Below are 25,377 nucleotides of genomic sequence, written 5' to 3' on the forward strand. Positions count from 1 at the left end.
CCAACCAAGGTTGGCGTCCACCAGATGCGGGGCTCGGCAGTCGTCATTACCCCGCGGCATAAGCGTTTGTGACGCAATCGGCACATCTGCAGATTGGGTGTGTGAAGAGGTAGGGGGTTCTTCGTTGTGTCGCGTTTGGCTCGTTGCGATGGGGCAGATCCGCCCCGCCGTCCTGCCATGCCGATTCACAACAGAAGGATTCGTGTATGAAGCGACACACGCAACGCTCGGCGCCACCGCGCTCTGCGCGCCTGGCCCTCGCCACTGCCCTGGTGCTGGGCAGCCTGGCCGTCACCGCCCAGGCCCAACAGGCCGATCCACTGGCGGGGATACAGTGGCACCTGCTCAACACCGGGCAGACTGTCCCGGCTGACACACTGCCGGTGGCCGGCAACGACCTGAACGTGGATGGCCTGTTCCGCAATGGCATCCGTGGCCAGGGCGTCACCATCGCCATCGTCGATGATGGCCTGCAGATCGCGCACCCGGACCTGGCCGCCAACGTGGCGGCGGTGGCCGGCAAGAACTTCACCAATGGCTCGAACAACCCCACCCCGACCAACCCGGATGTCGACAACCACGGAACCATGGTCGGCGGCATTGCGGGCGCGGTGGGCGCCAACAACCTGGGCGTGCGCGGTGTGGCGCCGGCGGCGACGCTGAAAGGCTTCAACCCGATTTCGCGCTCGGCCCTGGGCAACCAGCAGAGCAACATCGAGTACGCCTGGTGGGACGGCGCGGAGTCGGCCGACGTGCAGGTGTTCAACAACAGCTGGGGTGCCGGCCCGGGCAATCCGAACCTGCCGCTGGCGTACAGCGAAAACACGATTCGTTCGTATGAGCAGGCACTGTCGGGCACGCGCGGTGGCCGTGGCGGCATCTACGTGAAGTCGGCCGGCAACAACTTCAACAATGCCTCGATCAGCCAGACCCAGGATGTCTGCACCACCGACACCAAGAACCGCAACACCGGCTGCGTGCCGGCCGGACGCGATCCGCGCAACAACCTGTTCAACGTCATCACCGTAGGCGCGGTGCGTGCCGATGGCGTGCGCTCGTCCTACTCCTCCACCGGCTCGGCGCTGTGGGTCTCGGCCTTTGGCGGTGAGTACGGCCTGCAGGCGCAGTACGCGCCCGGCCTGGTGGCACGCGCCTACGACCCGGCCATCGTCACCACCGACGTGACCGGGTGCGCGCAGGGCAGCAACAAGAACACCAACCGCCAGAACACCCTGGACAGCAACCTGTCGGCCATCGACAGCACCTGCAACTACACCGCCAAGATGAACGGCACCTCGGCGTCGGCGCCGATGGTCTCGGGCGTGGCGGCGCTGGTGCTGGAAGCCAACCCGAACCTGTCCTATCGCGATGTGAAGTACATCCTGGCCACCACCGCCACCCGCAACCACCCGAACCAGCCGGCGGTGACGCTGGCCGACGGCCGCACGCTGGTGCCGGGCTGGACGGTGAATGCTGCCGGCCGTGCCTACAGCAACTGGTATGGCTTCGGCGTGGTCAACGCTGCACGCGCGGTGCAGGTGGCCGAGAACTTCCAGTCGCTCGGTGCGCTGGTCGATAGCGGCTGGCGCAACACCACGCGTACCGTGGCCATCGGCAACACCTCGGCCGCCGCCGCACGCCTGACCTTCCAGCTGGCCAACGGCGCGCGCAACATCGAGAGCGTGCAGCTGGGCTTCCGGGTCAACCACCGCAACACGCGCCAGCTGCAGTTCGTGCTGGTGTCGCCCAGCGGCACCCGCAGCGTGGTGCAGCCGGCGTTCACCGCGATCGGTTCGGGCACGGGTGGCGCGCAGAGCAACTTCACCAGCTGGGACCTGCTGTCCAGCAATGCCTTCCTGGATGAGAACGCCACGGGCACCTGGACGCTGGAAGTGACCGACATGGGGCAGGCCGCGACCGCTGCATCGCGTGGCAACCTCGAATTCTTCAAGATCCGCGTTCTGGGGCACTGATGATGAAGACGACCATTCTGTTGAGCACGCTCACCTTCGCGGTGATGACCTCCCCTGCCTGGGCACAGAGCTCGGGGCAGACCCCTCCGGCCAGGACCCTGTCGACCGTGGATGCGCAGGAACTGAAGGCATCCGCTACCGGCCGCACATTCGACGTGGGCGGCACGCGTTTCCAGCTGTCGCCCTCGGCAACGGTAAAGCAGGCCAGCGGCGGCCAGTTCACGATCACCCCGCAGGCGGCGGCGACCACCAGCGCGCGTACCAAGCGTTCGCTGGATGGCGCCACCGCCGCGCCTGCTGATGCCGGTGCCGGCAAGTTCGCGGCGGCGGTGTCCCGTGACGGCGCGCCGGTGGTGGCGACCTCGCGGGTCAAGGTGTTCTTCACCGATGCAGCCTCGGCCCAGCGCGCAGCCGCCGCCACTGGCGGTACCGTGGTGAAGGTCTCCAAGGCTTCAGGCCAGGCCATCGTGGAATACCCGTCGGTGAACGCGGCGCTGGATGCGACCACCAGGCTGCTGTCCACCGCCGGTATCCGCGCCACCGAGCCGGACGTGGTGCAGTGGGAAGAGACCAAGTAAGGCGTTGAGTGGTGCCCCGGCCGGTTGGCTCTCCTGGCCGGCCGGGGATGGGTGTGTGGGGAAGTGCCGACCAACGGTCGGCACCCACCGCGGTGGAGGTGACGTCAGCGCGCGGCGAGTGTGTCGCTTTGCTTGAGACTGCAGCTGGCCAGTGCGTCGTTGCCGGCGGCGGGATGAGAGGGCTCCAGCAGCAGGCGCTGCACGTCGGAAAACAGCTTGTCCACCGGCATGCCATAGGGCGCGAACAGGCGCAGTCGACCCTGGCGGTCGAACACGTAGCCGCCGGCAATGTGGCTCATCGTGTAGGTATCCGGTACCTGACCGGGTTCCTTTTCGTAGAACGCCTTGAAGTCGCTGGCCATCGCCGCCAGCTGCGCTTCGTTGCCGACCAGCGCGATTGCCTTGGGGTCGAACGCTTCCACGTAGGTCCGCGCAACCTCCGGGGTGTCGCGGGCCGGGTCAACGCTGACGAACACCACCTGCAGCTGGTCGGCATCCTTGCCCATCAGGTGCTTGACCTGGCTGAGCTCGACCATGGTGGTCGGGCACACGTCCGGGCAGCTGGTGAAGCCGAAGAACAGATAGGTCACCTGCCCCTCCAGATCCTTGGGCCCGCGCAAGGCGCCGCGGCTGTCGGGCATCGACCAGTGCTGGCCGAGCTCTTCGCAGGCGATGTCCTTGGAGTAGAAGTCCATGCGCGACTGCGCACTGCAACCGGCCAGCAGGCCGAGCAGCAGGCCTGCGGCCAGCCGCAGGCCACGTTGGGGGAACGCGATGCCTTTCACGGTTCGCAGGCTCAGTTGATCATCATGTGGTAGTGCATGCTCCAGATGATCCACACCGACAGCGCGACGATGATGAACAGGATCACCAGGGTGAACACGAAGCTGGCCAGGTTCCAGCCACCTTCGGACTTGCGGTCCATGTGCAGGAAATAGACCAGCTGTACCAGGATCTGCGCCACCGCGAAGCCGACCAGCAGGAACAGCGTGAGCGGCCGCGACAGCACCGGGTTCATCACCAGTACGAACGGCACCACGGTCAGCAGCGCGCACAGCACGAAGCCGATCAGGTAGGACTTGGTGGAGCCGTGCGCATTGCCTGCGCGCGAGGTTTCGACGTGGGCCATGTCAGAAGGCTCCGATCAGATAGACGAAGGTGAAGACGCAGATCCACACCAGGTCCAGGAAGTGCCAGAACAGGCTCAGGCACGACACACGGGTGATGTTGGTCGGGGTCAGGCCACGGCGGTAGACCTGGTGCATGACCACCGCCATCCAGATCAGGCCGCTGGCCACGTGCAGGCCGTGGGTGGCGACCAGCGCGAAGAACGCCGACAGGTAGGCACTGGTGCTGGGGCCCGCGCCTTCGTGGATCAGGTGCGAGAACTCGTAGATCTCCATGCCGATGAACGAGGCACCGAGCACGAAGGTCACGCCCAGCCAGCGCAGCACCGCCGAGGTGTCGTGGCGATGCATCGCCAGTACGGCCTGGCCGTAGGTGATGCTGGAGACCAGCAGCAGGAAGGTCTCGGCCATCACGAACGGCAGCGAGAACAGCTCCTTGCCGGTGGGGCCGCCGGCGTAGGCGGTGCTGAGCACTGCGTACGAGGCGAACAGCGAACCGAACAGCACCAGGTCGGACATGAGGTAGACCCACATGCCGAACACCTTCATGCCGCCCTGTTCGTGGCCGTGGTCGTGCTCGTGGTGGTCCTCGTGCGCCTGCGTGTCGCTGGCCAGCTCGGGGCGGATCAACAGGTTCATGCGCGTACCTCCTTCAGCTTGGCAAGGTTGGCCGCTTCGGTGCGCGCCACCTCTTCGGAACTGACGTAGTAGTCCACGTCCTCGTCGTAGGACCGCACGATCAGGGTCACGATCATCGCGATGAAGCTGGCCGCGGCCATCCACCAGATGTGCCAGACCAGGGCGAAGCACAGCACCAGGATCCAGATGTTGAGGATCAGCGGCACGCCGGTGTTCTTCGGCATGTGGATCGGTGCGTACTTCTTCGGCGGCGGCGGCAGGCCGCGCTTCTTCGCTTCGTGGAAGGCGTCCAGCTCATCGGCCTTGGGCACCACGGCGAAGTTGTAGAACGGCGGCGGCGACGGCGTGGCCCATTCCAGCGTGCGTGCGTTCCACGGGTCGCCGGTCAGGTCCAGGTTGCGCTTGCGGTCGCGCACGCTCACGTAGATCTGCACCAGCATCAGGATGATGCCCGCGAACACGAACAGCGCACCGATGAAGGCGGCGATCAGGTACGGCGACCACGCCGGGTTGTCGTACTGGTTCATGCGGCGGGTCATGCCCATGAAGCCGAGCATGTACAGCGGCATGAAGGCCAGGTAGAAGCCGATCACCCAGCACGCGAACGACCACTTGCCCAGGCGCTCGTTGAGGGTGAAGCCGAACACTTTCGGGAACCAGTAGGCGAAGCCGGCCAGGTAGCCGAACAGCGCGCCGCCGATGATGGTGTTGTGGAAGTGCGCGACCAGGAACAGGCTGTTGTGCAGCAGGAAATCCGCGCCCGGAATGGCCAGCAGCACGCCGGTCATGCCACCGATGGTGAAGGTGACCAGGAACGCGATGGTCCACAGCATCGGCACGCTGAACTCGACGCGGCCACCGTACATGGTGAACAGCCAGGTAAAGATCTTAACGCCGGTGGGAATGGCGATGATCATCGTCATGATGCCGAAGAAGGCATTGACGCTGGCACCGGAACCCATGGTGAAGAAGTGGTGCAGCCAGACGATGAACGACAGGATGCCGATCGCCAGCGTGGCACCGACCATCGACTTGTAGCCGAACAGCTTCTTGCGCGCGAACGTGGCGGTCACTTCGGAGAAGATGCCGAACGCCGGCAGCACCAGGATGTACACCTCCGGATGGCCCCAGGCCCACACCAGGTTCACGTACATCATCGGGTTGCCACCCAATGTGTTGGTGTAGAAGTTGAAGTCCAGGTAGCGGTCCAGGGTGAGCGCACCCAGCGCCACGGTCAGGATCGGGAAGGCGGCGATGATGATCACGCTGGTGACCAGCACGGTCCAGGTGAACACCGGCATCTTCATCAGGGTCATGCCCGGCGCACGCATGCGCAGGATGGTGATGAACAGGTTGACGCCGGTCAGCAAGGTGCCGATGCCCGAGGCCTGCAATGCCCAGATGTAGTAGTCGACACCCACGCCTGGGCTGAACTCGATGCCGGACAGCGGCGGATAGGCGACCCAGCCGGTCATGGCGAATTCGCCAACGCCCAGCGAGATCATCATCAGCGCTGCGCCGACCACGAAGATCCAGAAGCTGAAGGCGTTGAGGAACGGGAACGCCATGTCGCGCGCACCGATCTGCAGCGGCACGATGATATTCATCAGGCCGACCACGAACGGGGTGGCCACGAAGAAGATCATGATCACGCCGTGCGCGGTGAAGATCTGGTCGTAGTGCTCCGGTGGCAGGAAGCCGTCACTGCCTGGCCCGGCCGCGGCCAGCTGTGCGCGCATCATCAGCGCGTCGGCGAAGCCGCGCACCAGCATGACCAGCGCCACCACCACGTACATGATGCCGATCTTCTTGTGGTCCACGGTGGTGAACCAGTCGCGCCACAGCGGGCCCCACAGCTTGAAGTACGTCACTGCGCCAAGCAGCGCGAGGCCACCCAGCACCATGGCCGCCAATGTGACCACGACGATCGGCTCGTGCAGCGGCACGGCCTCCCACGTCAATTTACCCAACATGTTCGTTACTCCTGGGAAACCTGGGCACCACCGGCAGCGCCGGCCGGGGTAGCAGCAGCGGTGTTCTCACCGACGCCGATGAACTGGTCGATGACCTTCTTGAACAGCAGCGGTTCAACACTGGAGAAGTGCTGCACCGGTGCGTTCTTCGACGGCGCGGCCAGCGCCTTGAACTGCGTGAAGCTGAGCGCGTCGGGCGCGCTGCGCACTTCGGCCACCCAGCGCTCGAAGTCTTCGTTGCTGCTGGCAGTGGCGATGAACTTCATGTTCGAGAAGCCATGCCCGCTGTAGTTGCCGGACATGCCGCGGAACTGGCCGGGTTCGTTGGCGATCAGGTGCAGCTGCGTGCGCATGCCGGCCATCGCGTAGATCTGCCCACCCAGCTGCGGGATGAAGAAGGTATTCATCGTCGAGTTGGAGGTGATGTTGAATGCCAGCGGGCGGTTGGCCGGGAAGTTGAGCTGGTTGACCGTGGCGATGCCCAGGTCCGGGTACACGAACACCCACTTCCAGTCGGTGGCGATCACGTCCACGTGCAGCGGTTCGCCAGCCACGTCCAGCGGCTTGTAGGGGTCCAGCTCGTGGGTCGACTTCCACACGATCACCGCCAGCACCGCGATGATGATCAGCGGCACGCCCCAGACCACGATCTCCACCTTGGTGGAGTGCGACCAGTCCGGCGTGTATTTCGCTTTGGTGTTGCCGGCGCGGTAGCGCCACGCGAACACGAAGGTCAGCACGATGGCCGGTATCACCACGATCAGCATCAGGCCGATGCAGATCAGGATCAGGTCGCGCTGGGCGAGCCCGACCATGCCCTTCGAATCCAGTAGCACCCAGTCACAGCCCGACAGGCCGACGCAGGCCAGGGCGACCAGCGCCAGGCGGATGCGGTTCCAGCAGATATTCATTGGAGGTCAACCCTGTTGAAGAAGCGCGCTTGACCGGCTCGCCTGCGCGCAGCGCCCGGGCGTGGAGCGGCTACACTGTGGGTACGAGGTCGCCTACAAGCAGGCGAACCACTCCAATCAAGCCCATACAAAATACAACATTGTATGGAATTGTGCATCTGCACGTATGGAAAAATCTGACCGATGACGCCACCTGCCGCCGGCCGCCGCCTGAAACATCCCAATCGCACCTGGGTCCGCCCCTTCCGCGAGGGTGCCGGCCCGCTGTACCTGCAGATTGCCCAGCAGGTGCGCGAAGCGGTGGATGACGGCGTGCTGCGCCCGGGCGACCGCCTGCCGCCGCAGCGCGACCTGGCCCAGCAGGTGGGCGTGGACCTGACCACGGTCACCCGTGCCTTTGCCGAGCTGCGCCAGGCCGGCCTGCTCGATGCGCAGGGCGCCGGCGGCACCTTCATTGCGCTGTCGGCCGGCAACCGCAGCACCTCGGTCGACCTGAGCATGAACATCCCGCCGCTGCTGGGCAGCGCGCCGTTCGCACAGGGCATGGAGGCCGGCTTCCAGCACGTGGGCCAGCAGCTGGGCCAGGGCGAACTGATGAGCTACCACGTCGGCGCCGGCACCCGCGAGGACCGCGCCGCCGCCGTACAGTGGCTGGTACCGATGCTGGGTACGGTCGGCGCTGACCAGGTAGTGATCTGTCCCGGTGCGCAGACCGCGCTGTGCGCATTGATCCTGGCCCGCACCCAGCCGGGCGAGCTGATCGCCGCCGAACAGCTGACCTACCCGGGCCTGCTGGCCGCCGCGCGCGTGCTGCAGCGGGGCGTGGTGCCGGTGGCGATGGACGCTGAAGGCATGCTGCCCGAGGCGCTGGAAGAAGCCTGCCAGCTGCGCCGGCCGCGCCTGCTGTACCTGGTGCCGACCATCCAGAACCCCACCACGGCAACGATGTCGGCGCAGCGCCGGCAGGCCCTGCTGGCGGTGGCGAAGCGCCACGATCTGACCGTGATCGAAGACGATCCCTACTGGTTGCTGGCCGGTGATGCCTCGCCGCCGCTGGCCGCCCACCGCGACGCCGGCTGCCCGGTCTACTACATCTCCACCCTTTCCAAGTGCCTGGCACCGGGCCTGCGCACCGCCTACCTGGTGGTGCCGGCCGGCGAGCCGATGGAGCCAGTGCTGGACGCCCTGCGCGCGATCGCACTGATGCCGACCCAGTCGATGGTGGCGGTGGCCTCGCAGTGGATCCGCAGTGGCCAGGCCCAGGACATGGTGCAGCGCTTCCAGCAGGAGCTGCGCGAGCGCCAGGCCATTGCCGCGCAGTACCTGCCGTCCCGTGCCCAGGCGCATCCGGCCGGCCTGCATGTGTGGCTGCCGCTGCCGCCACGGCTTGACCAGTACCGGCTGATCCAGGCCGCGCAGGAACAGGGCCTGGGCATCGCCAGTTCCGACGCCTTCAGCGTGGAAGAACCGCCGCCGGGCAACGCCATCCGACTGTCGCTGGGCGGCGCGGTCGACCAGGGCGCTTTGGCCGGGGCGCTGGCCAAGCTGAACGAGATCCTGTCCGAAGTTCCCGAGGCCCGGCACAACGCCATTGTCTGAACCGAACGCATGGCGCCCAATCCATACAAAATGATATTTTGTATGCAATGTATGGATGAAGGGACGTGCATCGATGCGCGCCGAGAAACTGAAGTTCCACCTGGTGATGGCCGGGTGCGGTGGCTTTGTGGTGCTGATGCTGGCCGCGCTGGCCTGGGTCTGCCTGCAGCCGCAGACCGTGGACGTAAAGGCCGCCGAGCGCCACGCCATCGACCAGTGCGTGCAGCGCAGCGAGGATCCGTCGCGTAGCGAGATCCAGCGCCGCGCGCAGGCCGATTCCTGCCGCGAGATGCGCAAGCAGTACGTGCACAAGTTCGGCCGGGAAGACTCCTGATGGGCGCAGCCGCGCCGCGCCGCCGCTGGCTGCTGCCGACGATGATCGCCCTCGCCTGCCTGTTCATGGCAGGCGTGGCGGCTGCACTGTGGCAGTACTTCGGCTACAGCGCGCAATCCACGTTCACCGAACAGGCCATCGTCTTCGACGACTCGCAACTGCGCCTGCCAGCCGATCTGGCCAGTGATACCGGCCGCATCCGCGTGGTGCATTTCTGGGACCCGGCCTGCGGGGTGTGCAACCGCGAGACCGGTGCCCACCTGAGCTACCTGATCAGCATGTACCGCCGCGCCGGCATCGACTTCTACGCGATCCGTCGCCCTGGCACGCAGGGCGAACTGCCCGAGCCGCTGCGCAACAAGGTGATCAACCTGCCGTCCATCGACGGCATCGAGCACATCCCGGCCAGCCCTGCGGTGGCGATCTGGGACCGGCAGGGTCATCTGGCCTACGCCGGGCCGTACAGCATCGGCATGGTCTGCAACTCGGCCAACAGTTTCGTCGAACCGCTGCTGGACAGACTGGTGCGCGGCGAATCCGTGCGCCCGAAAGGACTGCTTGCCGTGGGCTGCTACTGCCCGTGGCAGGCCAAGCGCTGAGGACGCGCAATGACATCACTGGCTCTGGGTGGCGTGGCCGCCGCAAACAACAACGGCGGTCACCTGTCCGAACCGACCGATGGTTATGGACAGGCTCCCGCCGTTGGAAGCAACGATACGCCCCGACATGCTCCGTACATGCCGCGACCGGATGTCGCAGCGCGCGAATGGGTGCAGGACGTGCTCGCGCACAACGGGCCGATCTATCTGCGCATCGTCAATTCGCTGGAGCGCACGGTGCGTCGCGGTGGTCTTGCACCGGGGCAGCGCCTTCCCTCACAGCGCGCGTTGGCGCAGCAGCTGGGCATCGACCTGACCACGGTCACCCGCGCCTTCGATGAAGCACGCAAGCGTGGCCTGATCGAAGCGCGTGGGCCACAAGGCAGTTTCATCGCACCGCCCAAGGCCGGCTTCGACCAGGTGGTGGACCTGAGCATGAACGTGCCGCCGGTGCCCGACGCCGACGCGCTGGCAGAGACGCTGCGCCGTGGTGCCGCCGCCGTGCTTGCACGCAGCAACGCGCCGAACCTGATGACCTATCACCTGGGGGGCGGCAACCCCACTGATCGCCATGCCGCGGCGCGCTGGCTGCAGCCGATGCTGGGCGTCGTGGCTGACAACTGCCTGCTGCTGACCGAAGGCGCACAGGTGGCGCTGGCCGCGATCCTGGTCAGCCAGGGCCGCGATGGCGATACGATCCTCTGCGATGCGCTGGTCTACCCGGGCCTGCTGCAGGCCGCCGCCGCACTGGGCCGGCGGCTGCTGCCGGTGGACGGCGACGAACACGGCATGTGTCCTGCAGCGCTGCTGCGGCAGGCACGCGAAAGCGGCGCGCGCCTGGTCTATCTCAATCCCACCTGCCAGAACCCGACCGCGCTGACCCTGCCGCTGCAGCGGCGCGAGGCGCTGGCGCGTGTACTGGAGAGCGAAGGCCTGCTGGCGATCGAGGATGATCCGTACTGGCACCTTGCCGAAGATGCACCGATACCCCTGGCAACGCTGGCACCGCGCCATGTGTTCTATGTGGCGACGCTGTCGAAGGTGATCAGCCCTGGCCTGCGCACCGCGTTCGTGCAGTGCCCGAGCGCTGCGCACGCCGAGGCGATGACGGCTGCGTTGCGGGCGACGCGGCTGATGGGCCATCCGCTGGTCTCGGCATTGGCCAGCCAACTGCTGCTGGATGGTTCGGCGCAGTCACTGCTGGCCCAGGTACGCGCCGAGGCACGCGAGCGCATGCGCATGGCACGTTACCTGCTCGCGCCGTCGCTGCTGCAGCGCGCGGAGGGCCTGCATGCCTGGTGCCGGATACCGGCACCCTGGACCGACGCCACGCTGGTGCGTACCGCACAGCTGCAGGGGCTGGCGATTGCGCCGTCATCGGCGTTCTGTCCGCCGGGGGTCTCGCTCCAGTACGGCGTGCGGTTGTCGCTGGGGCTGGCGGCGGACCGACGGCAGCTGGAGAGCGCGTTGCGGCGGATTGACCGGTTGTTGTTGTCCGATGCGTTGCCGGCGATCGAGCGGTAGGCGTGGAATGGGATGTGCCGACCAACGGTCGGCACCCACCCGATCGGTAGTACCGGCCGCTGGCCGGCAGAAGATTCCCCAAGCACGGTCGGAATGTGCCAACCAAGGTTGGCACCCACCAGATCAGAGGTAGATCGTGGATGGGATGTGCCGGCCAACGGCCGGCACTACCGTTCATGATCAGGCCAGGGCAGAGAGCGCCTGCACCAGCGCATCCAACTGCTCCGGTCGGGTGAACACCGACGGCGTCACCCGCACGCAGGCGCCGGAGTCCAACCCGTCACGATGCGTGGTGAACACGCGATGCTCGTCCAACAGGCGCTTCTGCAGCGCGATGTTGTCAGCCACGCTGGTGCGCCCGCGCAGGCGGAAACTGGCCAATGCACTCGCCAACGCCGGGTCCGGTGAAGACAGCACTTCGATGTGCGCCATCTGCCGCGCAGGCACGGTCCAGCGCTCGCGCAGGTAGCGCAGGCGCGCCTGCTTGCTGGCCGCGCCGATACGCTGGTGCAGCGCGATCGCTTCTGGCAGCGCCAGGTAAGCGGCGAAGTTGACCGTGCCGGTGTGCACACGGCTGCCCACGCGGCCATCGTCGGTTTCACCCATGTACGGGTCGAGGTCCGCAACGCGGCCCTTGCGCACATACATCGCGCCGACGCCGACCGGCGCACCGATCCACTTGTGCAGGTTGATGCCAACGAAATCGGCCTTGAGCTGCGGCACCGCGTAGTCGATCTGGCCGAACCCATGCGCCGCATCGACGATCACGTCGATATCGCGTGCGCGTGCGCGCTCGGCGATTTCGGCCACCGGCAGCACCAGCCCATGGCGATGGCTGACCTGGGTCAGCAGCACCAGCTTCAGGCGTGGCAGCCGCGCGAACGTGGCCTCGTAGGCCTGCAGGATCTGCGCATGGTCGGGCACTGCCGGCAGCGCGATGCTCTCGGCCTGCACGCCGCGGCGCTGCTGCAGCCAGCGCATCGCGCCGATCATGCTGTCGTAGTCGATATCGGCGTACAGCACCTGGTCGCCGGGCTGCAGGCGGTTGTAGCCGCCGATCAGCGCCAGCATCGCCTCGGTGGCACCGCGGGTCAGTGCGATCTCGTCGGCGCCCACGCCCAGCAGTTCGGCCACCTGCCGCTGCACCGCCATGTACTGCGCCGGGAACTCACGGCGGCCATACCAGGCGTTGCCACGGTTCACTTCAGCGGTATGGCGCTGGTAACTGGCCAGCGTCTCAAGCCCCATCGCGCCCCAGTAGCCGTTCTCCAGATGGTTCACTTCGTCGGTGATGTCGAAGTGACTGGCCACGGCGGTCCAGTAGTTTTCATCGCGGGCCAGCACGTCCGGCGCCACGGTCGTTGCGGGAATCTGCATGGGTGCAGCGTAACGCGCGGCAGCCGTGGCGGGCAGTGAAGACAGTGCAGCTGCAGCCGGCAGCAAGGTACCTGCACGCAGAAGGGAACGGCGGGCCGGGTCCATCAGAAGCTCAGCCGGTACTGCGCGTACAGATTGGCACCGTCGGTGTCGTGCGGCGCGTTGCGCGAGTAGACCAGGCCGCGGCTGGCCTGGAACGTGGCCTCATCCGGGTAGCGGTCGAACACGTTGTCGGCACCCACGCGCAGGCTGTGATGTTCGTTGATGCGATAGCCGACAGCCAGGTCGAGGAAGCTCATCGCGCCGAAGCGCTGGTAGATATCGCCCACTGCATTGCCGCTGGAGTCGGTCCAGGCACCGTAGTAGCGCATGCGCGCCATCAGCGACCAGGCGCCGATGTCCCAGCTGCCGGTCAGGCTGCCCTTGTGCTCGGGCAGGCGGTCTTCGAACAGCACGCGCTGCGTTTCGTTGGTCGCCACCGAGGTGCTGCCGTTGTCCACGCGGGTGCGGTTGTAGTTGTAGGCCAGGGTCAGCGTCATGCGGCCTGCGCCGAGGTCGCGCAGGTAATTGCCGACCACGTCCACGCCGGTGGTGGTGGTGTCGAAGTCGTTGGTGAAGTAGTTCACCGAGGTATAGCCCAGCGGATTGGGCGTACCGGCCGGAATGGCGAAACTGGCCGACTGGCTGAAGCGGTCGGTGAGCCTGATCTGGTAGACATCCACCGAACCGGACAGGCCCAGGTCGGTGCGCCAGGTCAGGCCCAGCGAGGCGGTACGCGATTCTTCCGGCTTCAACGGCCTGGCACCGAGCAGCTGCGCCAGCGGATCGTTCGGCGACAGGCGGCCACTGGTGAAGATCTGCAGCGTGCGCGTGTCCAGGCCCTGGGTGGTACTGGTGGTGTTGAGCTGCGCCGGCGTCGGTGCGCGGAAGCCGGTCGACACGGTGCCGCGCAGGGCCACGTCCGGCGTGATCGCGAAGCGCGCCGAGAGCTTGCCGTCCAGCGTGCTGCCGAAGCTGGAGAAGTCCTCGTAGCGGCTGGCCGCGCCGATGCTCCAGCGCTCGCCCAGCGGCACCTCCATGTCCACGTAGGCAGCCTTGCTGCGCTGGCTCCACTGCCCGGCCTGGCTGGCCGAGAAGCCCGGCGCGCCATTGGAATTGGCCTCCAGGCCCGCGGCCGCGCCCGGGCCCACCGCGTACGAGGCCGGATCACCGGCGCGCACCTGGTAGTTTTCCTGGCGGAACTCGCCACCGAAGGCGACGTTGATCGGCTTGGGCAGCGCGGCCACGTCCCACTCGTAGTTGAAGTCGGCGTTGGCGTTCTTCTCGGTCTGGGTCAGGCGGCCGAGATCGAACGCGGTCGGGCTGGCGGGACCCAGCGAGGCATTGATCGAATTCTTCAGGCTGTAGTCGATGGCGTTGCGGCCATACGAGGCGCTGACATCCCAGCGCAGCTTGGGCGTGATCTCGCCGCGCAGGCCGCCGACCAGCTGCAGGTCATTCTGGACGTTGCCGTACTGCGGGCTGAAGCCGACCGGATACAGCGAGCGCAGGTTCCAGCCCGGGAAGATGGCGGTGGTGCGATACGCGCCAGTGGTGGTATCCGGGTTGCGCCAATTGAAATCGCTGACACCGTCGCTGTGGCTGTACAGGCCGAAGGCATAGAGCTCCAGCGTCTCGCTGGCATTGGCCTTCACGTTGAAGCCGACGCGGCGGCTTTCCAGTTCCGGCTGGCCCCAGCGCTGCACCGGGTTGGGCACGTCCAGCTCTGGATGTGCAGCCTGGAAGGCGATCGCATCGGGGCGCTGGCGGGTGCGCGAGGTGGCGTCGGAGTTGGACGATTCGGCGAACAGCACCAGGCTGCCATAGTCGCCCAGCGACCAGCCGGTGCGCGCACTGAAATCGCGCGAGGCACCGTCGCCCTGCGCGTACTGCGAACAGCCGGCGGTGATCCCGGTGCCCGGGCCATCCTCGAGGATGATGTTGATGACACCGGCGATGGCGTCCGAGCCGTACTGCGCCGATGCGCCGTCGCGCAGCACTTCGATGCGCTTGATCGCGCTGGTCGGAATCTGTGCAAGGTCGGCCGCCTGTGCACCACGGTTGCCGAGCAGCGCGCTGCGGTGGAAGCGACGCCCGTTGACCAGCACCAGGGTCTGGTCCGGCGACAGGCCACGCAGCGTAGCCGGACGCACGAACACCTGGCCGTCCGCCATCGGCAGGCGCTGCACCACGAATGATGGCACCAGCTGGGCAAGCACGTCCTTCAGATCGGTGGATTCAACGGAGCTGATGTCTTCCTTGCTGAACACGTCCACCGGCGCCAGTGTTTCGAACTGGGTGCGGTTGGAGGCACGGGTACCGGTGACCAGCATTGCATCAAGCTGGGTGGGCGCGGCGCGGCTGCCGCCTGCGGCATCGACCGCATCGGCCTCCGCTGCGATCGCGCCTCCTGCGCTGGCCATGGAAAGGGCGAGGAGGATGGAACGCGAAAGCTTCGAACGATGCACGGCAGGACTCCGGGAGGACGCGACAGGGCCAGCACCTGCGGGGATATCCCAGGCCTGGACAAGGCGCGCAGTCTCAGCGCGATCTGTGAAGGAGGCATGACGTCAGTGCGACAGCTTGAGTCCGCGCAGGCGCAAGAACTGCTAAACGCCGCGCCTGCCGATCCGCTACTGTGTCCAGCATCGGATTCATGGAACGACAGGATGAGTGCGGCAGGCAAGGCGGTGTGGTACATCGAAACCCATGCGGAGCAGCCGCTGGCCTTGGCCGATATCGCCGCTGCGGTGGGACTGTCGCCATTCCATCTGTCGCGCCTGTTCCAGGCCCGCACCGGCACGTCGGTGGTCCGTTACCTGCGTGGGCGCCGCTTGACAACAGCCGCGCAGCGGCTGGCCAACGGCGCATGCGACATCCTGCAGGTGGCGATTGGCGCGGGCTACACCACTCATGCCGCGTTTACCCGTGCCTTCAGCGAACAGTTCGGGCAGACACCGGAACGGGTACGCGAACAGGGCACCGATGGGCTGGCGCTGGTGCAGGCGATCCGCGTGGACGAGGCGCCGGCTGCCTGCGCTGAGGCGCCACAGCTGCTCGACACCCCGGCCTTCCAGCTGGCCGGCATCGGCATGCGCCATACCCGCAACAGCGGCGGTGCCATTCCCGGGCAGTGGGCCCAGCTCAACCGGGAATGGCCGGCGCCGGCCCCGGTCAGTTTTGGGGTGTGCTGCAACAACGACGACGACGGCGGCTTCGACTATATCGCCGCGCTGCCGATTGGTTCACTTGGCCCTGTACCCGCGCACTGGCAGCGCGTGGATGTGCCCGCACGACGCTACTTGGTGGCCTGGCACGGCGGGCACATCTCGGCCATCCGCTCGACCTGGTTCTGGTTGCTGGATCACTACCTGCCCAGCGCCGGCCTCAGCCTGGCCGACGCCCCGGACCTGGAGCGCTACGACGCCCGGTTCAACGAGCACACTGGCAACGGCGGCGTGGAGATCTGGCTGCCGGTAGACGAAGGCCCCTGCTGACATGGAGCTGAAGATGCGCGTGAACATCACAATTGTCGGGCTGCTGCTGATGGCAGCGGCGCTCTCCGCCCACGCAGGCGACACCTGGAAAGCCGGCGAGCGCCATGGCACCACGACGGTGGCCAGTGCCGCCGTGCGCGATGCGCAGCACCGCAACACCCTGCGCTACACGGTGTGGTATCCGGCACCGGCCGATAGCAGCGAAGTCGAGGTGACCATCGGGCCGCCTGGCACGCCCCTGTTCGATGTTGGTCGCTCGGCGATGGATGCGCCACCCGCAGGCGCTCGCCTGCCGACACTGCTGCTGTCGCATGGCAACGGCGGCAGCGCGCGCATGATGGGCTGGCTGGGCACCGCGCTGGCACGGAAAGGTTATCTGGTGATCGCAGTCGATCATCCCGGCAACAATGGTGCCGACCAGATGACCCTCCATGGCAGCATGTTGACCTGGCTGCGCGCGGATGATCTGCGCGCGGCACTGGCGGCCGTGCAGGCCGATCCAGTGCTGGGCCCGCACGTCGATCCTGAACGCCTGGGTGTTGCCGGTTTCTCGGCCGGTGGCTACACCGCGCTGTTGGCGGCTGGGGCGCAACCGGACCTGCAGCGACTGCTGGCGTTCTGCACGGCGCATCCGGATGACGGCGTCTGCCGGCCTCAACAGGAAGCGGCAACGCACACGATGGAGGCGCGTGTTGCCGCTGCGGCGTCGGCCGAGCTGTCGCCGTGGATGTCCCACGCCAACGACGCACGCGCCATTCCCGGCGTGCGCGCGGTGTTCCTGATGGCACCGGCGATCATCCAGGCCTTCGCGCCCGAGCAGCTGTCCTCGTTGCGGCTGCCCGTGTCGATTGTGCTTGGCGAGGCTGACACGGTTGCGCCGCCACAGACCAATGGCGCGGCCGCGCGTGCAGTGATTGCGGGCGCTGCACTGCAGCTGCTGCCAGGTGTCGGCCATTACGATTTCCTCGCCGCATGCACCCCGACCGGGCAGCAGCGGCTGCAGGACCTCTGCAGCACGTCAGTGCCAAAGGCAAAGACCCACGCGCAGACAGTGGACGCAGCAGTGCGGTTCTTCGACCATTCACTGCGCTAGTGGCCGCCGGGCGTGGCCCGGCGCTACAGTGGGCGCGTCCACGGAGAATCGATCATGCGCCTGCTGCACCTCACCCTGCCGGTATCCGACGTCGCTTCCGTGGCCGCGTATTTCCATGATGTGCTGCAGCAGCGCGTGGTCGGCAACCATGTGCACATCGGCTGGAGCACCATCGAACTGCAGCCGGCGGGTGATTACCCCGTCGGTGGCGTGCACCTGGCCTTCAACGTACCGGACAACCGCTTCGGCGAGGCGATGGCCTGGTTGCGCGAACGGGCCCCGCTGCAACGTAATCCTGAGGGCCTGGATTACTTTGCGCTGGAGAGCAGCTGGCAGTCGCAGTCGGTGTACTTCACCGGTCCTGATGGCCTGATCCTCGAGTTGATCGGCCGGCGCCGTCTGCCAGTCAGCACGCGCGCAGGCGCCTTCCATGGCAGTGAGCTGACCTGCCTGAGCGAGGTTGGCCTACCCAGCCACGATGTCGATGCGGTGCGCGAACAGTCCAACCAGCGCTTCGGCCTGCAGCCGATCAGCCCGCCGTCGCCGCAGTTCGCGCCGATGGGCGACGACGAAGGCCTGCTGATCGTGGTTGCTGCGGACCGGCGCTGGTTCCCCGAGCAGAAAGACCTGCCCGGTGCCCAGGGCGTGCAGCTGCAGGTGGGTGATGTGAACGGTAGCGGCGAACTGCGCGATGCCGCGCTGGGCTGGCGGGTGTGGGCGGCCTGAGCTACCAGCTGCCCGAAGCGCCGCCGCCGCCGCTGCGACCACCACCACCGGACCAGCCGCCGGAACTGCTCGAGGACGAACTCGACGACGAGGTGCTGGACGAGGAACGGTAACCTTGGGACGACCTTCGTCCGCTGCGTGCTTTTTCGCCGGGCAGCAGGGTGAACAGCCAGATGAAGTACAGGAACAGCGTGCCTACGCTGGACACGATCATCGCCAACACGCGTGCGTTCTCGTCGCTGGCCCGGTCGATGGCCAGCAGCGCGCCCAGCGCATAGGCGCCGGTCAACAGCACCAGTACCACCAGCCGCACGGCGAAGCTGTTGCGGTTCCTGCGCCAGCGCGCGCGGCCGGCCTGCACCAGGAAGAACACCAGCATGGCGGCAAGGGCGACCGCCAGGTTCAGCAACGTGTGCAGGGCAAGGCTGGGCGGCAACTGGCCACGGACCAGCATCACCGCGAAGAAACCGATACTGACGGCCAACATGCCGCACAGCACGATGCGCACACCACGGCTGCGACGCCAGCACCATCCCAGCAGCGCCGCCACCGGTACAGCAGGTAACAGCACGAAGAACAGCGCAGGCAGCACATGCCGCGGCAGCAGCAGCGTCGCCGAAACCAACCCAGCGGCCATCACTGCCGTTACCAGCAGCGGTCTACCCCAGGCAGGCAATGTCGGCCAATTCGGCCTGGGCATTGCCGCATTGGCTGCCAATGCCTTGCGCCGCCGCTCACGGCGTTTAAAGCTGAACTCGGCCTCGGTCCTGGTGGCCAGCAGGCGCGGCGGTGATCGCCACAGACCGGCCAGGAACCCCACCAGCAACGTCAGGGCAACGACCGAATCCCCTGTGCGCCAATCCGCTGGCAACAGGTTGCGTGCGGATGAATCTTCCTGGGGCGGCAGCGGCTCGCCATCGATCAACGCCACCAGCACCTTGCTGCCGTCCAGCAGACCCTGGTCCAGGTCTCCCTCACGCAGGCGCGGCACGATCGCCTTGTCGATGATGCGCGCGGCATAGGCATCGGGAATGGTGCCTTCCAGGCCATAGCCGGTCTGGATGCGTACGCGCCTGTCCTGCACTGCCACCAGCAGCAACACCCCGTCATCGACACCGGCGCGGCCCAGCTGCCACTGTTCGAAGACGCGCTGTGCATAGGCTTCAATGCCGTCATCGCCAACACTGGGCACCACCAGCACCTGCAGTTGCGCGCCTTTGCGTGCCTGCAGCTGCAATGCCTGCTCGCGCAGCGTGGCGCGGGTGCTGGCGGACAGCGCGTTGGCGGTGTCCACCACCGGGTCATCCAGTGCCGGGATCGCGGCCGCCGCCAGCACTGGCAGCGGCAACAGGCAGAGCAGCAGTGCCAGCCCTACCCGCTGCCATGCGTTGCGCCACCGCAGCACCCGGCTCATGTGGACGCCATGCTTTGCAATGGCGGCGTGCTGTGCATCATGCGAAACGGCATCCGTGTATGTCCTTGCCCCATGAACGGAAAAGCCGGCCGGATTACCCCGGCCGGCCTCCTTTACCACACACCTCTTCACACGCAGCGGTCAACGGCCCATGGCCACGCGCTGCTGCTCGTCCTGCACGTGTTGCTGCGAAGGCTCATGCTTGGCCAGCATTGCAGCGCTGGTCTCCTGCAGGCTCGGTGCCGTCTGGGTCATGTCCACCGCAGTACGGAAGCCGGGAACGGTGCCGATGACGAAGGCCTTGCCATCCTGCACGGTGACGCCCTGCAGCTTCTCCGGTGAATCGATGCCGGCGGCCTTGGCCTGGGCGGTCACATGCGCGCTCATCTCGTTGCAGATCATGCCCGGCATGTGGCCGCGGATCGCATTGTGCAGCGGCGTATCCGGATGCGCCTTGTCGCCCAGTTGCGGCCCCTTCGGCGCCGCCTCGGCATGGCTGCGGCCTTCGGCCAGCTTGCCCAGCGTCGCCGGACCCGCCACGCCATCGGCGGAGAGCCCGTGCTGCTTCTGGTAGGCGATCAGTGCGTCCCTGGTATTGGCACCGAACTTGCCGTCCTCGCTCAGCGGGTTGCCTTGGCCGTCGCGCACGCCCAGGCGGTTGAGTTCCTTCTGCAGCGCAGTCACTTCCTCGCCCTTGGCCCCCTGGCGCAGCACACCGTTGTGGTCGGCATCATGCGAATGGCCACCCTTGCCGGTTTCCTTCAACTTGCCGTGGTCCCAGAAGTCCTGCGGGCTGAGCAGCTTGCCGTGCGGATCCTTCAACTGGTAATGCACGTGCTGGGCATACTGACCCGCACCGCCCGGGCCACGCCCGCCCATGGTGCCGATCGGCTCGCCCGCCTTGATCGGCTGGCCTTCCTTCACCTGGGTCGACTGCAGGTGCAGGATCTCGTGCGAGTTGCCCTGTGCATCCCTGATCTTCACCGTACCGTAGTCGCCACCGACGAACGTCACCGTTCCGGAGATCGGCGCGTTGACGGTCGGGTGCTGCAGATTACGGCCGTGCTGGCCGCCGACATAGTTGAAGTCGGTGCCACCGTGCGGCTTGTGCGCGCGGTGTTCGCCGAACTCACCGGTAATGTGCGGCTTGACCCCGTTCTGCGGGGGCAGCATCACCTGCATCGTCTGCTCGAAGGTGCGGGTCTGGCCTTCGGCATGCGCCGCTGCCGGCTTGGCCTGCGCGTGGGTGGCCGCAGCTGCGGCGGGGGCCGCGTGGCTGCCATGGGACTGGCCGTGGGTCAGGCCCAGGCGCTGCTCCACGAACCGCTCGTACTTGTCCACGTACGGCATCACCTTCTTTTCAGACAGGGTGAGGCCGCCGTAATCGCGGGTCGGGCCGTCGTGGTGGTACTTGTAGATGTACTCCTCACCCTGGCCGCGCTTGTGCGCCAGCGTGCGGTTATCGATGTAATGGTCAACCAGTGCGTCGGACTGTGCGCCGACGTCGAAGCGGTTGCGGCTGTTGAGGTGGTAGTGGTTGCCGGTCTTGTCGATGAACTGGCCCAGGCCCGAGGCCGAGGTGGTGCCCGCGGCGGCATCGGGGTTGAAGCCCGATTCAACGCGGGCGATGGCCAGCACGTGCGCGGTTTCGCGCGGGGTCAGGCCCTTCTCGCGCGCCGACTCGATGATCGTGTCGATCACCCGTGACTGTACTTCCGGGGTCGCATCGCCCCACCGGCGGGAATTGCCATGCAGGCGGCCGTCGCTCTGGTCGATCGGCTCCCGGTAGTGGCTCCACGGTTTGATGCGGTCACTGCTGTAGGCCGCCCCGCGGGGCTGGACCATGTCCTGGTAGATGTCTGCCATGTCTGTGCTATCCATTCTATGAAAAAGGGGATTTCCTTAAGGGGTACTGCTCCTGGTACTTCTGGTACTGCGGTACTGCGGTACTGCGGTGCTGCGTTCACAGCGCGCGTGCGACGTCCTGCCGCTGCGCTCAGTCTTCGATGTAGTTCACCTCCGGGTGCTTGATGCCGAGCGAGTCGATCAACGTCTCGTACTCGTCGTTGTTGGGCTCCTGCTCCTCGCCTTCCGCGCCGCGCAGCGGGGGGGTGCTGTGGGTCAACTGGCGGCCACTGGCGTCGTACAGGTAGTACCACTCGCAGAAGCTGCAGCCGAACGGCAGTTCACCGTACTGCACGACGAAGTACGGCGTACCGCTGCGGTCCTGCACGCAGGCCAGGCCAACGGCGGTATAGCCGTCCATCTCCTTGGGCGCAGCAATGGCCTGGCGTGCGCCGTCCTTTTCGATTTCCAGCGTGGTCAGCCGGGAAGCGTCCGTGTCTTGGGTGGGCTGGGCCGCCAGGTGCAGGCGGGTGCCTTGGCAATCGATATGCATGCCGGTCTCGTCGCGCGTAAGAGAGGTGGGAAGGTCCGCAACGGCAGCCGCTGGTGCGGCCGGCGACGCTGCCGGGTCAGTAGAAGCGGGGGCCGCCGCCGGTGCAGCCGCCTCAGGGCCGCTGCAGGCAGCAAGCATCAGGGCCAGCACGGGGGCAACGGGAGACAGACGCATGCGGTGCTCCTTGGGTGAATCACACGACCGCCCGCAGGCGGTCGCTCAGGGGTCAGATCGATTCGTCCTCACGCTTGACCAGTTGCCAGCACGGCTTCTGGGCAAAGGTGTAGATCTGCTGGTCGCTGGTATCGGGGGTGCGCATCTGCACCTGTACCTGGCCGTCGGGCAGGCGGGTGACCTGCATCTCGCGGCCCTGGCGTTGCAGCGTGGCCGGGTCCGGCATCACCGGCCATTCGACCTTGGCAAGCGGCACCTTCTCCTCCACCTTGCGTGGCTCCGGCTCGGCGTCGCCATCGATGTGGCTGTCCAGCAGCGGATCGGCAGTGGACGTTTCCTGCAGCGCGATCTCGTTGCCGAAATGCTTGAGGAAGTCGTCGAAGACCGGATGGGGGCAGCTGGCAGACGCGTCTGCCGGGGCCGCAGCAACCGGCGTGGCCGGCGTCGTGGCGGCGGCCGTGCTGCTCGGAGCCGGTGCGGCGGCGTCAGTGATGGCAGCCTGGGGCGCAGGCTTGCAGCCCGACAGCGCAAGCCCCAGGGCAAGCGCAAGCAGGGCAACGGGGCGGAGCTGGTTCAAGGGATCCTCCTGATTCCGGACGGTCGCGCGCGGTTCCGGCGCGGTAGGGTGGCAAGGATAGCCATGCCTCTGTCGATTCAGTTTCAACATCCGCTGTCAGGAATATCCCGACATGCTGAATTGAGACTCATATCACACTTGGGCTGAAATCAACGTCATCGCAGCAGCCGTTAGACTACGCCGCACACGCTTCGACCCTGGCCCCCATGCGCGCATTCCTGCTTGCCCTCTCCCTGCTGGCGCCAACGCTGTGGCCTGGTGTTGTGGCCGCACTGGAGGTCCGGGAAGGCGACCTGCTGTTCGTCACCGCCGGCCGCAGCGGCCTCAGCGCGGCCATCGACGATGCCACCGGCAAGCAGCACGGCCCCAGCTTCGACCACGTGGCCCTTGTCGCCTTGGCGTCGCAGGGGTGGGAGGTACTGCACGCCGACGAGAAGGGATCGCGCCGGCAATCCCTGGTCGAGTTCCGCCAGGACGCCTGCGCCAGGCAGCGGCAGATCGTGGTCTATCGCCTGCAGGCACCGCAGCAGGCCGCCATCAAGGATGCGATCGCGACCGCACGCACGATGCTGGGCAAACCGTACAACACGTCATACGTGTTGAACGAGGACAGCTACTACTGCTCGGACTTCATCGAGCGCGCATTCCGTGCGCACCATGTGTTCGCGTTGCAGCCGATGAACTTCCGCAACCCGCAGACCGGGCAGATCGCCCGGCACTGGGTGGATCTGTACCGCGGCATGGGCATGGACGTGCCGCAGGACCAGCCCGGCACCAATCCCAATGACATGTCGGCGGCGCCGGTGCTGCAGCGTATCGGCGTGCTGGAATAAGCGAAGCCCCGCACAGGGCGGGGCTTCGCGGGTTGCCCAGGCTGGGGCATCGAAGTCACTCTTCCTCGTCCTGCCCACCCTGCTGCTGGTTGCGCTGGTTGCGCTGCTGCTGTTCCTGCTGCTGTTGCTGCTGCTGGTCGCGGCCGCGCCCCTGCTGCTGATCCTGCTGGTTCTGCTGGCCCTGCTGCTTCTGGTTCGGGTTCTGGTTCTGCTGTGCCATGTCCGATCTCCAAAGCCACGCGCGGAATGCGGTGGACGGGACCATCGTCTGCAGCGATTGGTTAATCACACGTGGGTGGCCGGCTACATTCGTGTGTACGCCTGTGAATGAACGCGCGGAACCTCTTGCGGCACAAGCGCCTGAAGGATTCATGCGGGTTCGGCATGTGCTCATGCCATCCTCAGCGTTGCACGCATTCATGGCGCTCGCAGCCGGAGACACGCGCTGAACGAGGCTGGCTTTCCCGGCTCACACAGGGAAGCCAACGCTGCATTCATGGCATCACCGGCGGCACGTACGCCAGCGTCATCCCCAGCAGCCACAGCAGGCCCAGCACCAGCGGGATATGCACCAGCAGCTGGATGAAGGTGAAGCCCACGATGTCGCGTGCCTTCAGGCCCAGCACGCCCAGCAGCGGCAGCATCCAGAACGGGTTGATCAGGTTCGGCAGCGCTTCGGCCGCGTTGTAGACCTGCACGGCCCAGCCCAGGTGCGCCTTCAGTTCGTTGGCGGCCTGCATCACGTAGGGCGCCTCGATGATCCACTTGCCGCCACCAGACGGCACGAAGAAGCCCAGCACCGCCGAATAGACGCCCATCACCAGCGCGAACGAATCGGTGCTGGCCACGTGCACGAACAGGCTCGACAGCCGGTGCGCCAAGGTCTGCCCGTCACCGCCGGCGGCGTGGGTGAGGATCATCGCGATACCGCCGTACAGCGGGAACTGGATCAGTACGCCGGTGGTGCTCGGCACCGCCTTGGCCACCGCGTTGAGGAAGCTGCGCGGGCGCCAGTGCAGCAGCAGGCCCAGCGAAATGAACAGGAAGTTGTAGGTGTTGAGGTTGGCGATGGCGGTGACCACCGGTTTGTTGGCGAACTCGTTGAACAGCCAACCGAACGCCAGCAACGAGAGCAGCACGGTCAGCAGCGGGCTGTATTCCAGCCACTCGCCCGGGCGCGTGCGCCGCTGCAGCGGCTCCGGCTCGGCCTGCGCGGCGCCCGGGAAATCCTCGGCGGTACGCGCACTGCCGGCCGCAGGCGCGGTCAGCCAAGCGATCAGCAGCGAGACCAGGATCAGCACTGCGGTCAGCGCGATCGACTGCCACAGGAAGATGGTTTCGGTGAACGGCAGGACGCCGGTGATCTCCACCAGGCCCGGCGGCATGCTGGCCGGATTGGCCTGCAGCTGTGCGGCCGAGGAACTCAACCCCATCGCCCACACCGCGCCCAGGCCGAGATAGGCCGACGCACCGGCCGCGCGGTAGTCCATGCGCAGCTCGGTGCGGCGTGCCAGCGCACGCACCAGCAGGCCGCCGAACACCAGCGAGAACCCCCAGCTGAGCAGCGAGGCCAGCATGCTGACCAGGCCCACGTACACCACTGCACTGCGGCCGGTGCGCGGCACGCGGGCGAGGAAATCGATGAAGCGAGCGACCACCGGCGCGGTGGCCACGGCGTAGCCGCCGATGACCACGAAGGCCATCTGCATGGTGAAGGGAATCAGGCTCCAGAAGCCGTCACCGAAGGCGCCGGCGGTGGCCTGCGGGGTCGAGCCGAAGCCCATCGCGGCCAGCGCGACGATGACCACGCCCAGCACCGCGAACACGTACGCGTCGGGGAACCACTTTTCCGCCCAGGCGGCCGAGCGCAGCGCTGCGCGCGCCATCCAGCCATCCTGTACTGCTGCCTTCGAGGCCATCGCCTACCCTCCCAGGTTCGATGGATCGATTCTGGGCGGTGGGGTGCAGGCTGTCAGCCACCTATTGGTCGTA

The 25,377-nt window shown here is 66.6% G+C and carries 23 protein-coding genes; 10 read left to right on the forward strand and 13 right to left on the reverse strand.

Features of this window, described 5'->3' with window-relative positions; genetic code table 11:
• Positions 1-206 precede the first annotated feature (206 nt).
• On the forward strand, positions 207-1,973 hold the full coding sequence (locus AC5P8J_RS11435) for a S8 family serine peptidase (RefSeq protein WP_049441989.1): 1,767 nt from the start codon (positions 207-209) through the stop codon (positions 1,971-1,973).
• Positions 1,973-2,551 (forward strand): DNA breaking-rejoining protein, encoded by a 579-nt coding sequence (locus AC5P8J_RS11440; RefSeq protein WP_478427522.1) that lies wholly within the window; start codon positions 1,973-1,975, stop codon positions 2,549-2,551. The genes AC5P8J_RS11435 and AC5P8J_RS11440 overlap by 1 nt, the downstream gene beginning before the upstream one ends.
• A 104-nt stretch (positions 2,552-2,655) precedes the next feature.
• On the opposite strand, the gene AC5P8J_RS11445 is transcribed toward AC5P8J_RS11440, so the two are convergent.
• From AC5P8J_RS11445 to cyoA, 5 genes are read right to left on the reverse strand one after another with little or no spacing between them, the layout of a single operon-like run.
• Positions 2,656-3,336, reverse strand: coding sequence for an SCO family protein (locus AC5P8J_RS11445; RefSeq protein ID WP_495216790.1), 681 nt, complete (start codon positions 3,334-3,336; stop codon positions 2,656-2,658).
• Between the two features lie 11 nt (positions 3,337-3,347).
• Complete coding sequence (gene cyoD / locus AC5P8J_RS11450; RefSeq protein ID WP_123959183.1) at positions 3,348-3,680, reverse strand: cytochrome o ubiquinol oxidase subunit IV; 333 nt, start codon at positions 3,678-3,680, stop codon at positions 3,348-3,350.
• A gap of 1 nt (position 3,681) precedes the next feature.
• Positions 3,682-4,317: a cytochrome o ubiquinol oxidase subunit III gene (gene cyoC / locus AC5P8J_RS11455; RefSeq protein ID WP_233653622.1), complete on the reverse strand. Its 636-nt coding sequence runs from the start codon at positions 4,315-4,317 to the stop codon at positions 3,682-3,684.
• Complete coding sequence (gene cyoB / locus AC5P8J_RS11460) at positions 4,314-6,290, reverse strand: cytochrome o ubiquinol oxidase subunit I (protein ID WP_495216793.1); 1,977 nt, start codon at positions 6,288-6,290, stop codon at positions 4,314-4,316. Before cyoB ends, cyoC begins: the two co-directional genes overlap by 4 nt.
• 5 nt (positions 6,291-6,295) lie before the next feature.
• The gene (gene cyoA / locus AC5P8J_RS11465; protein ID WP_010482114.1) at positions 6,296-7,201 is read right to left on the reverse strand and encodes a ubiquinol oxidase subunit II; all 906 of its coding nucleotides are present in this window, start codon (positions 7,199-7,201) and stop codon (positions 6,296-6,298) included.
• Positions 7,202-7,384: 183 nt separating this feature from the next.
• On the opposite strand from cyoA, the gene AC5P8J_RS11470 reads away from it, so the two are divergent.
• The 4 genes from AC5P8J_RS11470 to AC5P8J_RS11485 are packed head-to-tail and all read left to right on the forward strand — an operon-like array spanning position 7,385 to position 11,257.
• Positions 7,385-8,800, forward strand: a complete 1,416-nt coding sequence (locus AC5P8J_RS11470; RefSeq protein ID WP_495216795.1) for an aminotransferase-like domain-containing protein — start codon at positions 7,385-7,387, stop codon at positions 8,798-8,800.
• Positions 8,801-8,855: 55 nt separating this feature from the next.
• Positions 8,856-9,134, forward strand: a complete 279-nt coding sequence (locus AC5P8J_RS11475; protein ID WP_229301577.1) for a hypothetical protein — start codon at positions 8,856-8,858, stop codon at positions 9,132-9,134.
• Positions 9,134-9,733: a DUF6436 domain-containing protein gene (locus tag AC5P8J_RS11480; protein WP_155030269.1), complete on the forward strand. Its 600-nt coding sequence runs from the start codon at positions 9,134-9,136 to the stop codon at positions 9,731-9,733. The genes AC5P8J_RS11475 and AC5P8J_RS11480 overlap by 1 nt, the downstream gene beginning before the upstream one ends.
• Before the next feature lie 9 nt (positions 9,734-9,742).
• Complete coding sequence (locus tag AC5P8J_RS11485; RefSeq protein WP_134735144.1) at positions 9,743-11,257, forward strand: aminotransferase-like domain-containing protein; 1,515 nt, start codon at positions 9,743-9,745, stop codon at positions 11,255-11,257.
• 180 nt (positions 11,258-11,437) lie between these two features.
• On the opposite strand, the gene AC5P8J_RS11490 is transcribed toward AC5P8J_RS11485, so the two are convergent.
• A complete protein-coding gene (locus AC5P8J_RS11490) occupies positions 11,438-12,739 on the reverse strand; it encodes an aminotransferase class V-fold PLP-dependent enzyme (protein ID WP_134730995.1) in 1,302 nt (433 codons plus the stop codon).
• Positions 12,739-15,141, reverse strand: a complete 2,403-nt coding sequence (locus tag AC5P8J_RS11495; RefSeq protein WP_495216798.1) for a TonB-dependent receptor plug domain-containing protein — start codon at positions 15,139-15,141, stop codon at positions 12,739-12,741. Before AC5P8J_RS11495 ends, AC5P8J_RS11490 begins: the two co-directional genes overlap by 1 nt.
• Before the next feature lie 201 nt (positions 15,142-15,342).
• Here AC5P8J_RS11495 and AC5P8J_RS11500 point away from each other — a divergent pair, with 201 nt between their 5' ends.
• The 3 genes from AC5P8J_RS11500 to AC5P8J_RS11510 are packed head-to-tail and all read left to right on the forward strand — an operon-like array spanning position 15,343 to position 17,989.
• Positions 15,343-16,170: an AraC family transcriptional regulator gene (locus tag AC5P8J_RS11500; protein WP_021201967.1), complete on the forward strand. Its 828-nt coding sequence runs from the start codon at positions 15,343-15,345 to the stop codon at positions 16,168-16,170.
• A gap of 49 nt (positions 16,171-16,219) precedes the next feature.
• The gene (locus AC5P8J_RS11505; RefSeq protein ID WP_428707761.1) at positions 16,220-17,263 is read left to right on the forward strand and encodes an alpha/beta hydrolase family protein; all 1,044 of its coding nucleotides are present in this window, start codon (positions 16,220-16,222) and stop codon (positions 17,261-17,263) included.
• A gap of 54 nt (positions 17,264-17,317) precedes the next feature.
• Complete coding sequence (locus AC5P8J_RS11510; RefSeq protein ID WP_164144027.1) at positions 17,318-17,989, forward strand: VOC family protein; 672 nt, start codon at positions 17,318-17,320, stop codon at positions 17,987-17,989.
• A 1-nt stretch (position 17,990) separates the two neighbouring features.
• On the opposite strand, the gene AC5P8J_RS11515 is transcribed toward AC5P8J_RS11510, so the two are convergent.
• The 4 genes from AC5P8J_RS11515 to AC5P8J_RS11530 form a co-directional block, all read right to left on the reverse strand.
• On the reverse strand, positions 17,991-19,403 hold the full coding sequence (locus AC5P8J_RS11515; RefSeq protein ID WP_495216800.1) for a TPM domain-containing protein: 1,413 nt from the start codon (positions 19,401-19,403) through the stop codon (positions 17,991-17,993).
• 141 nt (positions 19,404-19,544) lie between these two features.
• Entirely contained in the window at positions 19,545-21,269 is a 1,725-nt protein-coding gene (locus AC5P8J_RS11520) for a peptidoglycan-binding protein (RefSeq protein WP_495216802.1), read from the reverse strand.
• 130 nt (positions 21,270-21,399) lie between these two features.
• A complete protein-coding gene (locus tag AC5P8J_RS11525; RefSeq protein WP_229301578.1) occupies positions 21,400-21,975 on the reverse strand; it encodes a hypothetical protein in 576 nt (191 codons plus the stop codon).
• A gap of 52 nt (positions 21,976-22,027) precedes the next feature.
• Positions 22,028-22,552 (reverse strand): hypothetical protein, encoded by a 525-nt coding sequence (locus tag AC5P8J_RS11530; RefSeq protein ID WP_019661618.1) that lies wholly within the window; start codon positions 22,550-22,552, stop codon positions 22,028-22,030.
• Positions 22,553-22,758: 206 nt separating this feature from the next.
• On the opposite strand from AC5P8J_RS11530, the gene AC5P8J_RS11535 reads away from it, so the two are divergent.
• Positions 22,759-23,385: a YiiX/YebB-like N1pC/P60 family cysteine hydrolase gene (locus AC5P8J_RS11535; RefSeq protein ID WP_495216804.1), complete on the forward strand. Its 627-nt coding sequence runs from the start codon at positions 22,759-22,761 to the stop codon at positions 23,383-23,385.
• Positions 23,386-23,440: 55 nt separating this feature from the next.
• Here the strand turns inward: AC5P8J_RS11535 and AC5P8J_RS11540 are convergent, their stop codons facing one another.
• Together AC5P8J_RS11540 and AC5P8J_RS11545 are read right to left on the reverse strand one after the other, a co-directional pair.
• Positions 23,441-23,605, reverse strand: a complete 165-nt coding sequence (locus tag AC5P8J_RS11540) for a hypothetical protein (RefSeq protein ID WP_005414774.1) — start codon at positions 23,603-23,605, stop codon at positions 23,441-23,443.
• 274 nt (positions 23,606-23,879) lie between these two features.
• Positions 23,880-25,304, reverse strand: coding sequence for a short-chain fatty acid transporter (locus AC5P8J_RS11545; RefSeq protein ID WP_288039298.1), 1,425 nt, complete (start codon positions 25,302-25,304; stop codon positions 23,880-23,882).
• Between the last annotated feature and the right edge of the window lie 73 nt (positions 25,305-25,377).

The sequence above is a fragment of the Stenotrophomonas sp. YJH_SMC_37 genome, assembly GCF_059370035.1.

Excerpts from the sequence above, each read along its gene's own strand:
- AC5P8J_RS11505 (WP_428707761.1), top strand. The coding sequence starts at position 16,220 with ATGGCAGCGGCGCTCTCCGCCCACGCAGGCGACACCTGGAAAGCCGGC.
- cyoC (WP_233653622.1), bottom strand. The coding sequence starts at position 4,317 with ATGAACCTGTTGATCCGCCCCGAGCTGGCCAGCGACACGCAGGCGCAC.
- AC5P8J_RS11500 (WP_021201967.1), top strand. The coding sequence starts at position 15,343 with ATGAGTGCGGCAGGCAAGGCGGTGTGGTACATCGAAACCCATGCGGAG.
- AC5P8J_RS11435 (WP_049441989.1), top strand. The coding sequence starts at position 207 with ATGAAGCGACACACGCAACGCTCGGCGCCACCGCGCTCTGCGCGCCTG.
- AC5P8J_RS11525 (WP_229301578.1), bottom strand. The coding sequence starts at position 21,975 with ATGCGTCTGTCTCCCGTTGCCCCCGTGCTGGCCCTGATGCTTGCTGCC.
- AC5P8J_RS11510 (WP_164144027.1), top strand. The coding sequence starts at position 17,318 with ATGCGCCTGCTGCACCTCACCCTGCCGGTATCCGACGTCGCTTCCGTG.
- AC5P8J_RS11470 (WP_495216795.1), top strand. The coding sequence starts at position 7,385 with ATGACGCCACCTGCCGCCGGCCGCCGCCTGAAACATCCCAATCGCACC.
- AC5P8J_RS11440 (WP_478427522.1), top strand. The coding sequence starts at position 1,973 with ATGATGAAGACGACCATTCTGTTGAGCACGCTCACCTTCGCGGTGATG.
- AC5P8J_RS11535 (WP_495216804.1), top strand. The coding sequence starts at position 22,759 with ATGCGCGCATTCCTGCTTGCCCTCTCCCTGCTGGCGCCAACGCTGTGG.
- cyoB (WP_495216793.1), bottom strand. The coding sequence starts at position 6,290 with ATGTTGGGTAAATTGACGTGGGAGGCCGTGCCGCTGCACGAGCCGATC.
- cyoD (WP_123959183.1), bottom strand. The coding sequence starts at position 3,680 with ATGGCCCACGTCGAAACCTCGCGCGCAGGCAATGCGCACGGCTCCACC.
- cyoA (WP_010482114.1), bottom strand. The coding sequence starts at position 7,201 with ATGAATATCTGCTGGAACCGCATCCGCCTGGCGCTGGTCGCCCTGGCC.
- AC5P8J_RS11520 (WP_495216802.1), bottom strand. The coding sequence starts at position 21,269 with ATGGCAGACATCTACCAGGACATGGTCCAGCCCCGCGGGGCGGCCTAC.
- AC5P8J_RS11485 (WP_134735144.1), top strand. The coding sequence starts at position 9,743 with ATGACATCACTGGCTCTGGGTGGCGTGGCCGCCGCAAACAACAACGGC.
- AC5P8J_RS11540 (WP_005414774.1), bottom strand. The coding sequence starts at position 23,605 with ATGGCACAGCAGAACCAGAACCCGAACCAGAAGCAGCAGGGCCAGCAG.
- AC5P8J_RS11545 (WP_288039298.1), bottom strand. The coding sequence starts at position 25,304 with ATGGCCTCGAAGGCAGCAGTACAGGATGGCTGGATGGCGCGCGCAGCG.
- AC5P8J_RS11490 (WP_134730995.1), bottom strand. The coding sequence starts at position 12,739 with ATGGACCCGGCCCGCCGTTCCCTTCTGCGTGCAGGTACCTTGCTGCCG.
- AC5P8J_RS11480 (WP_155030269.1), top strand. The coding sequence starts at position 9,134 with ATGGGCGCAGCCGCGCCGCGCCGCCGCTGGCTGCTGCCGACGATGATC.
- AC5P8J_RS11515 (WP_495216800.1), bottom strand. The coding sequence starts at position 19,403 with ATGAGCCGGGTGCTGCGGTGGCGCAACGCATGGCAGCGGGTAGGGCTG.
- AC5P8J_RS11475 (WP_229301577.1), top strand. The coding sequence starts at position 8,856 with ATGAAGGGACGTGCATCGATGCGCGCCGAGAAACTGAAGTTCCACCTG.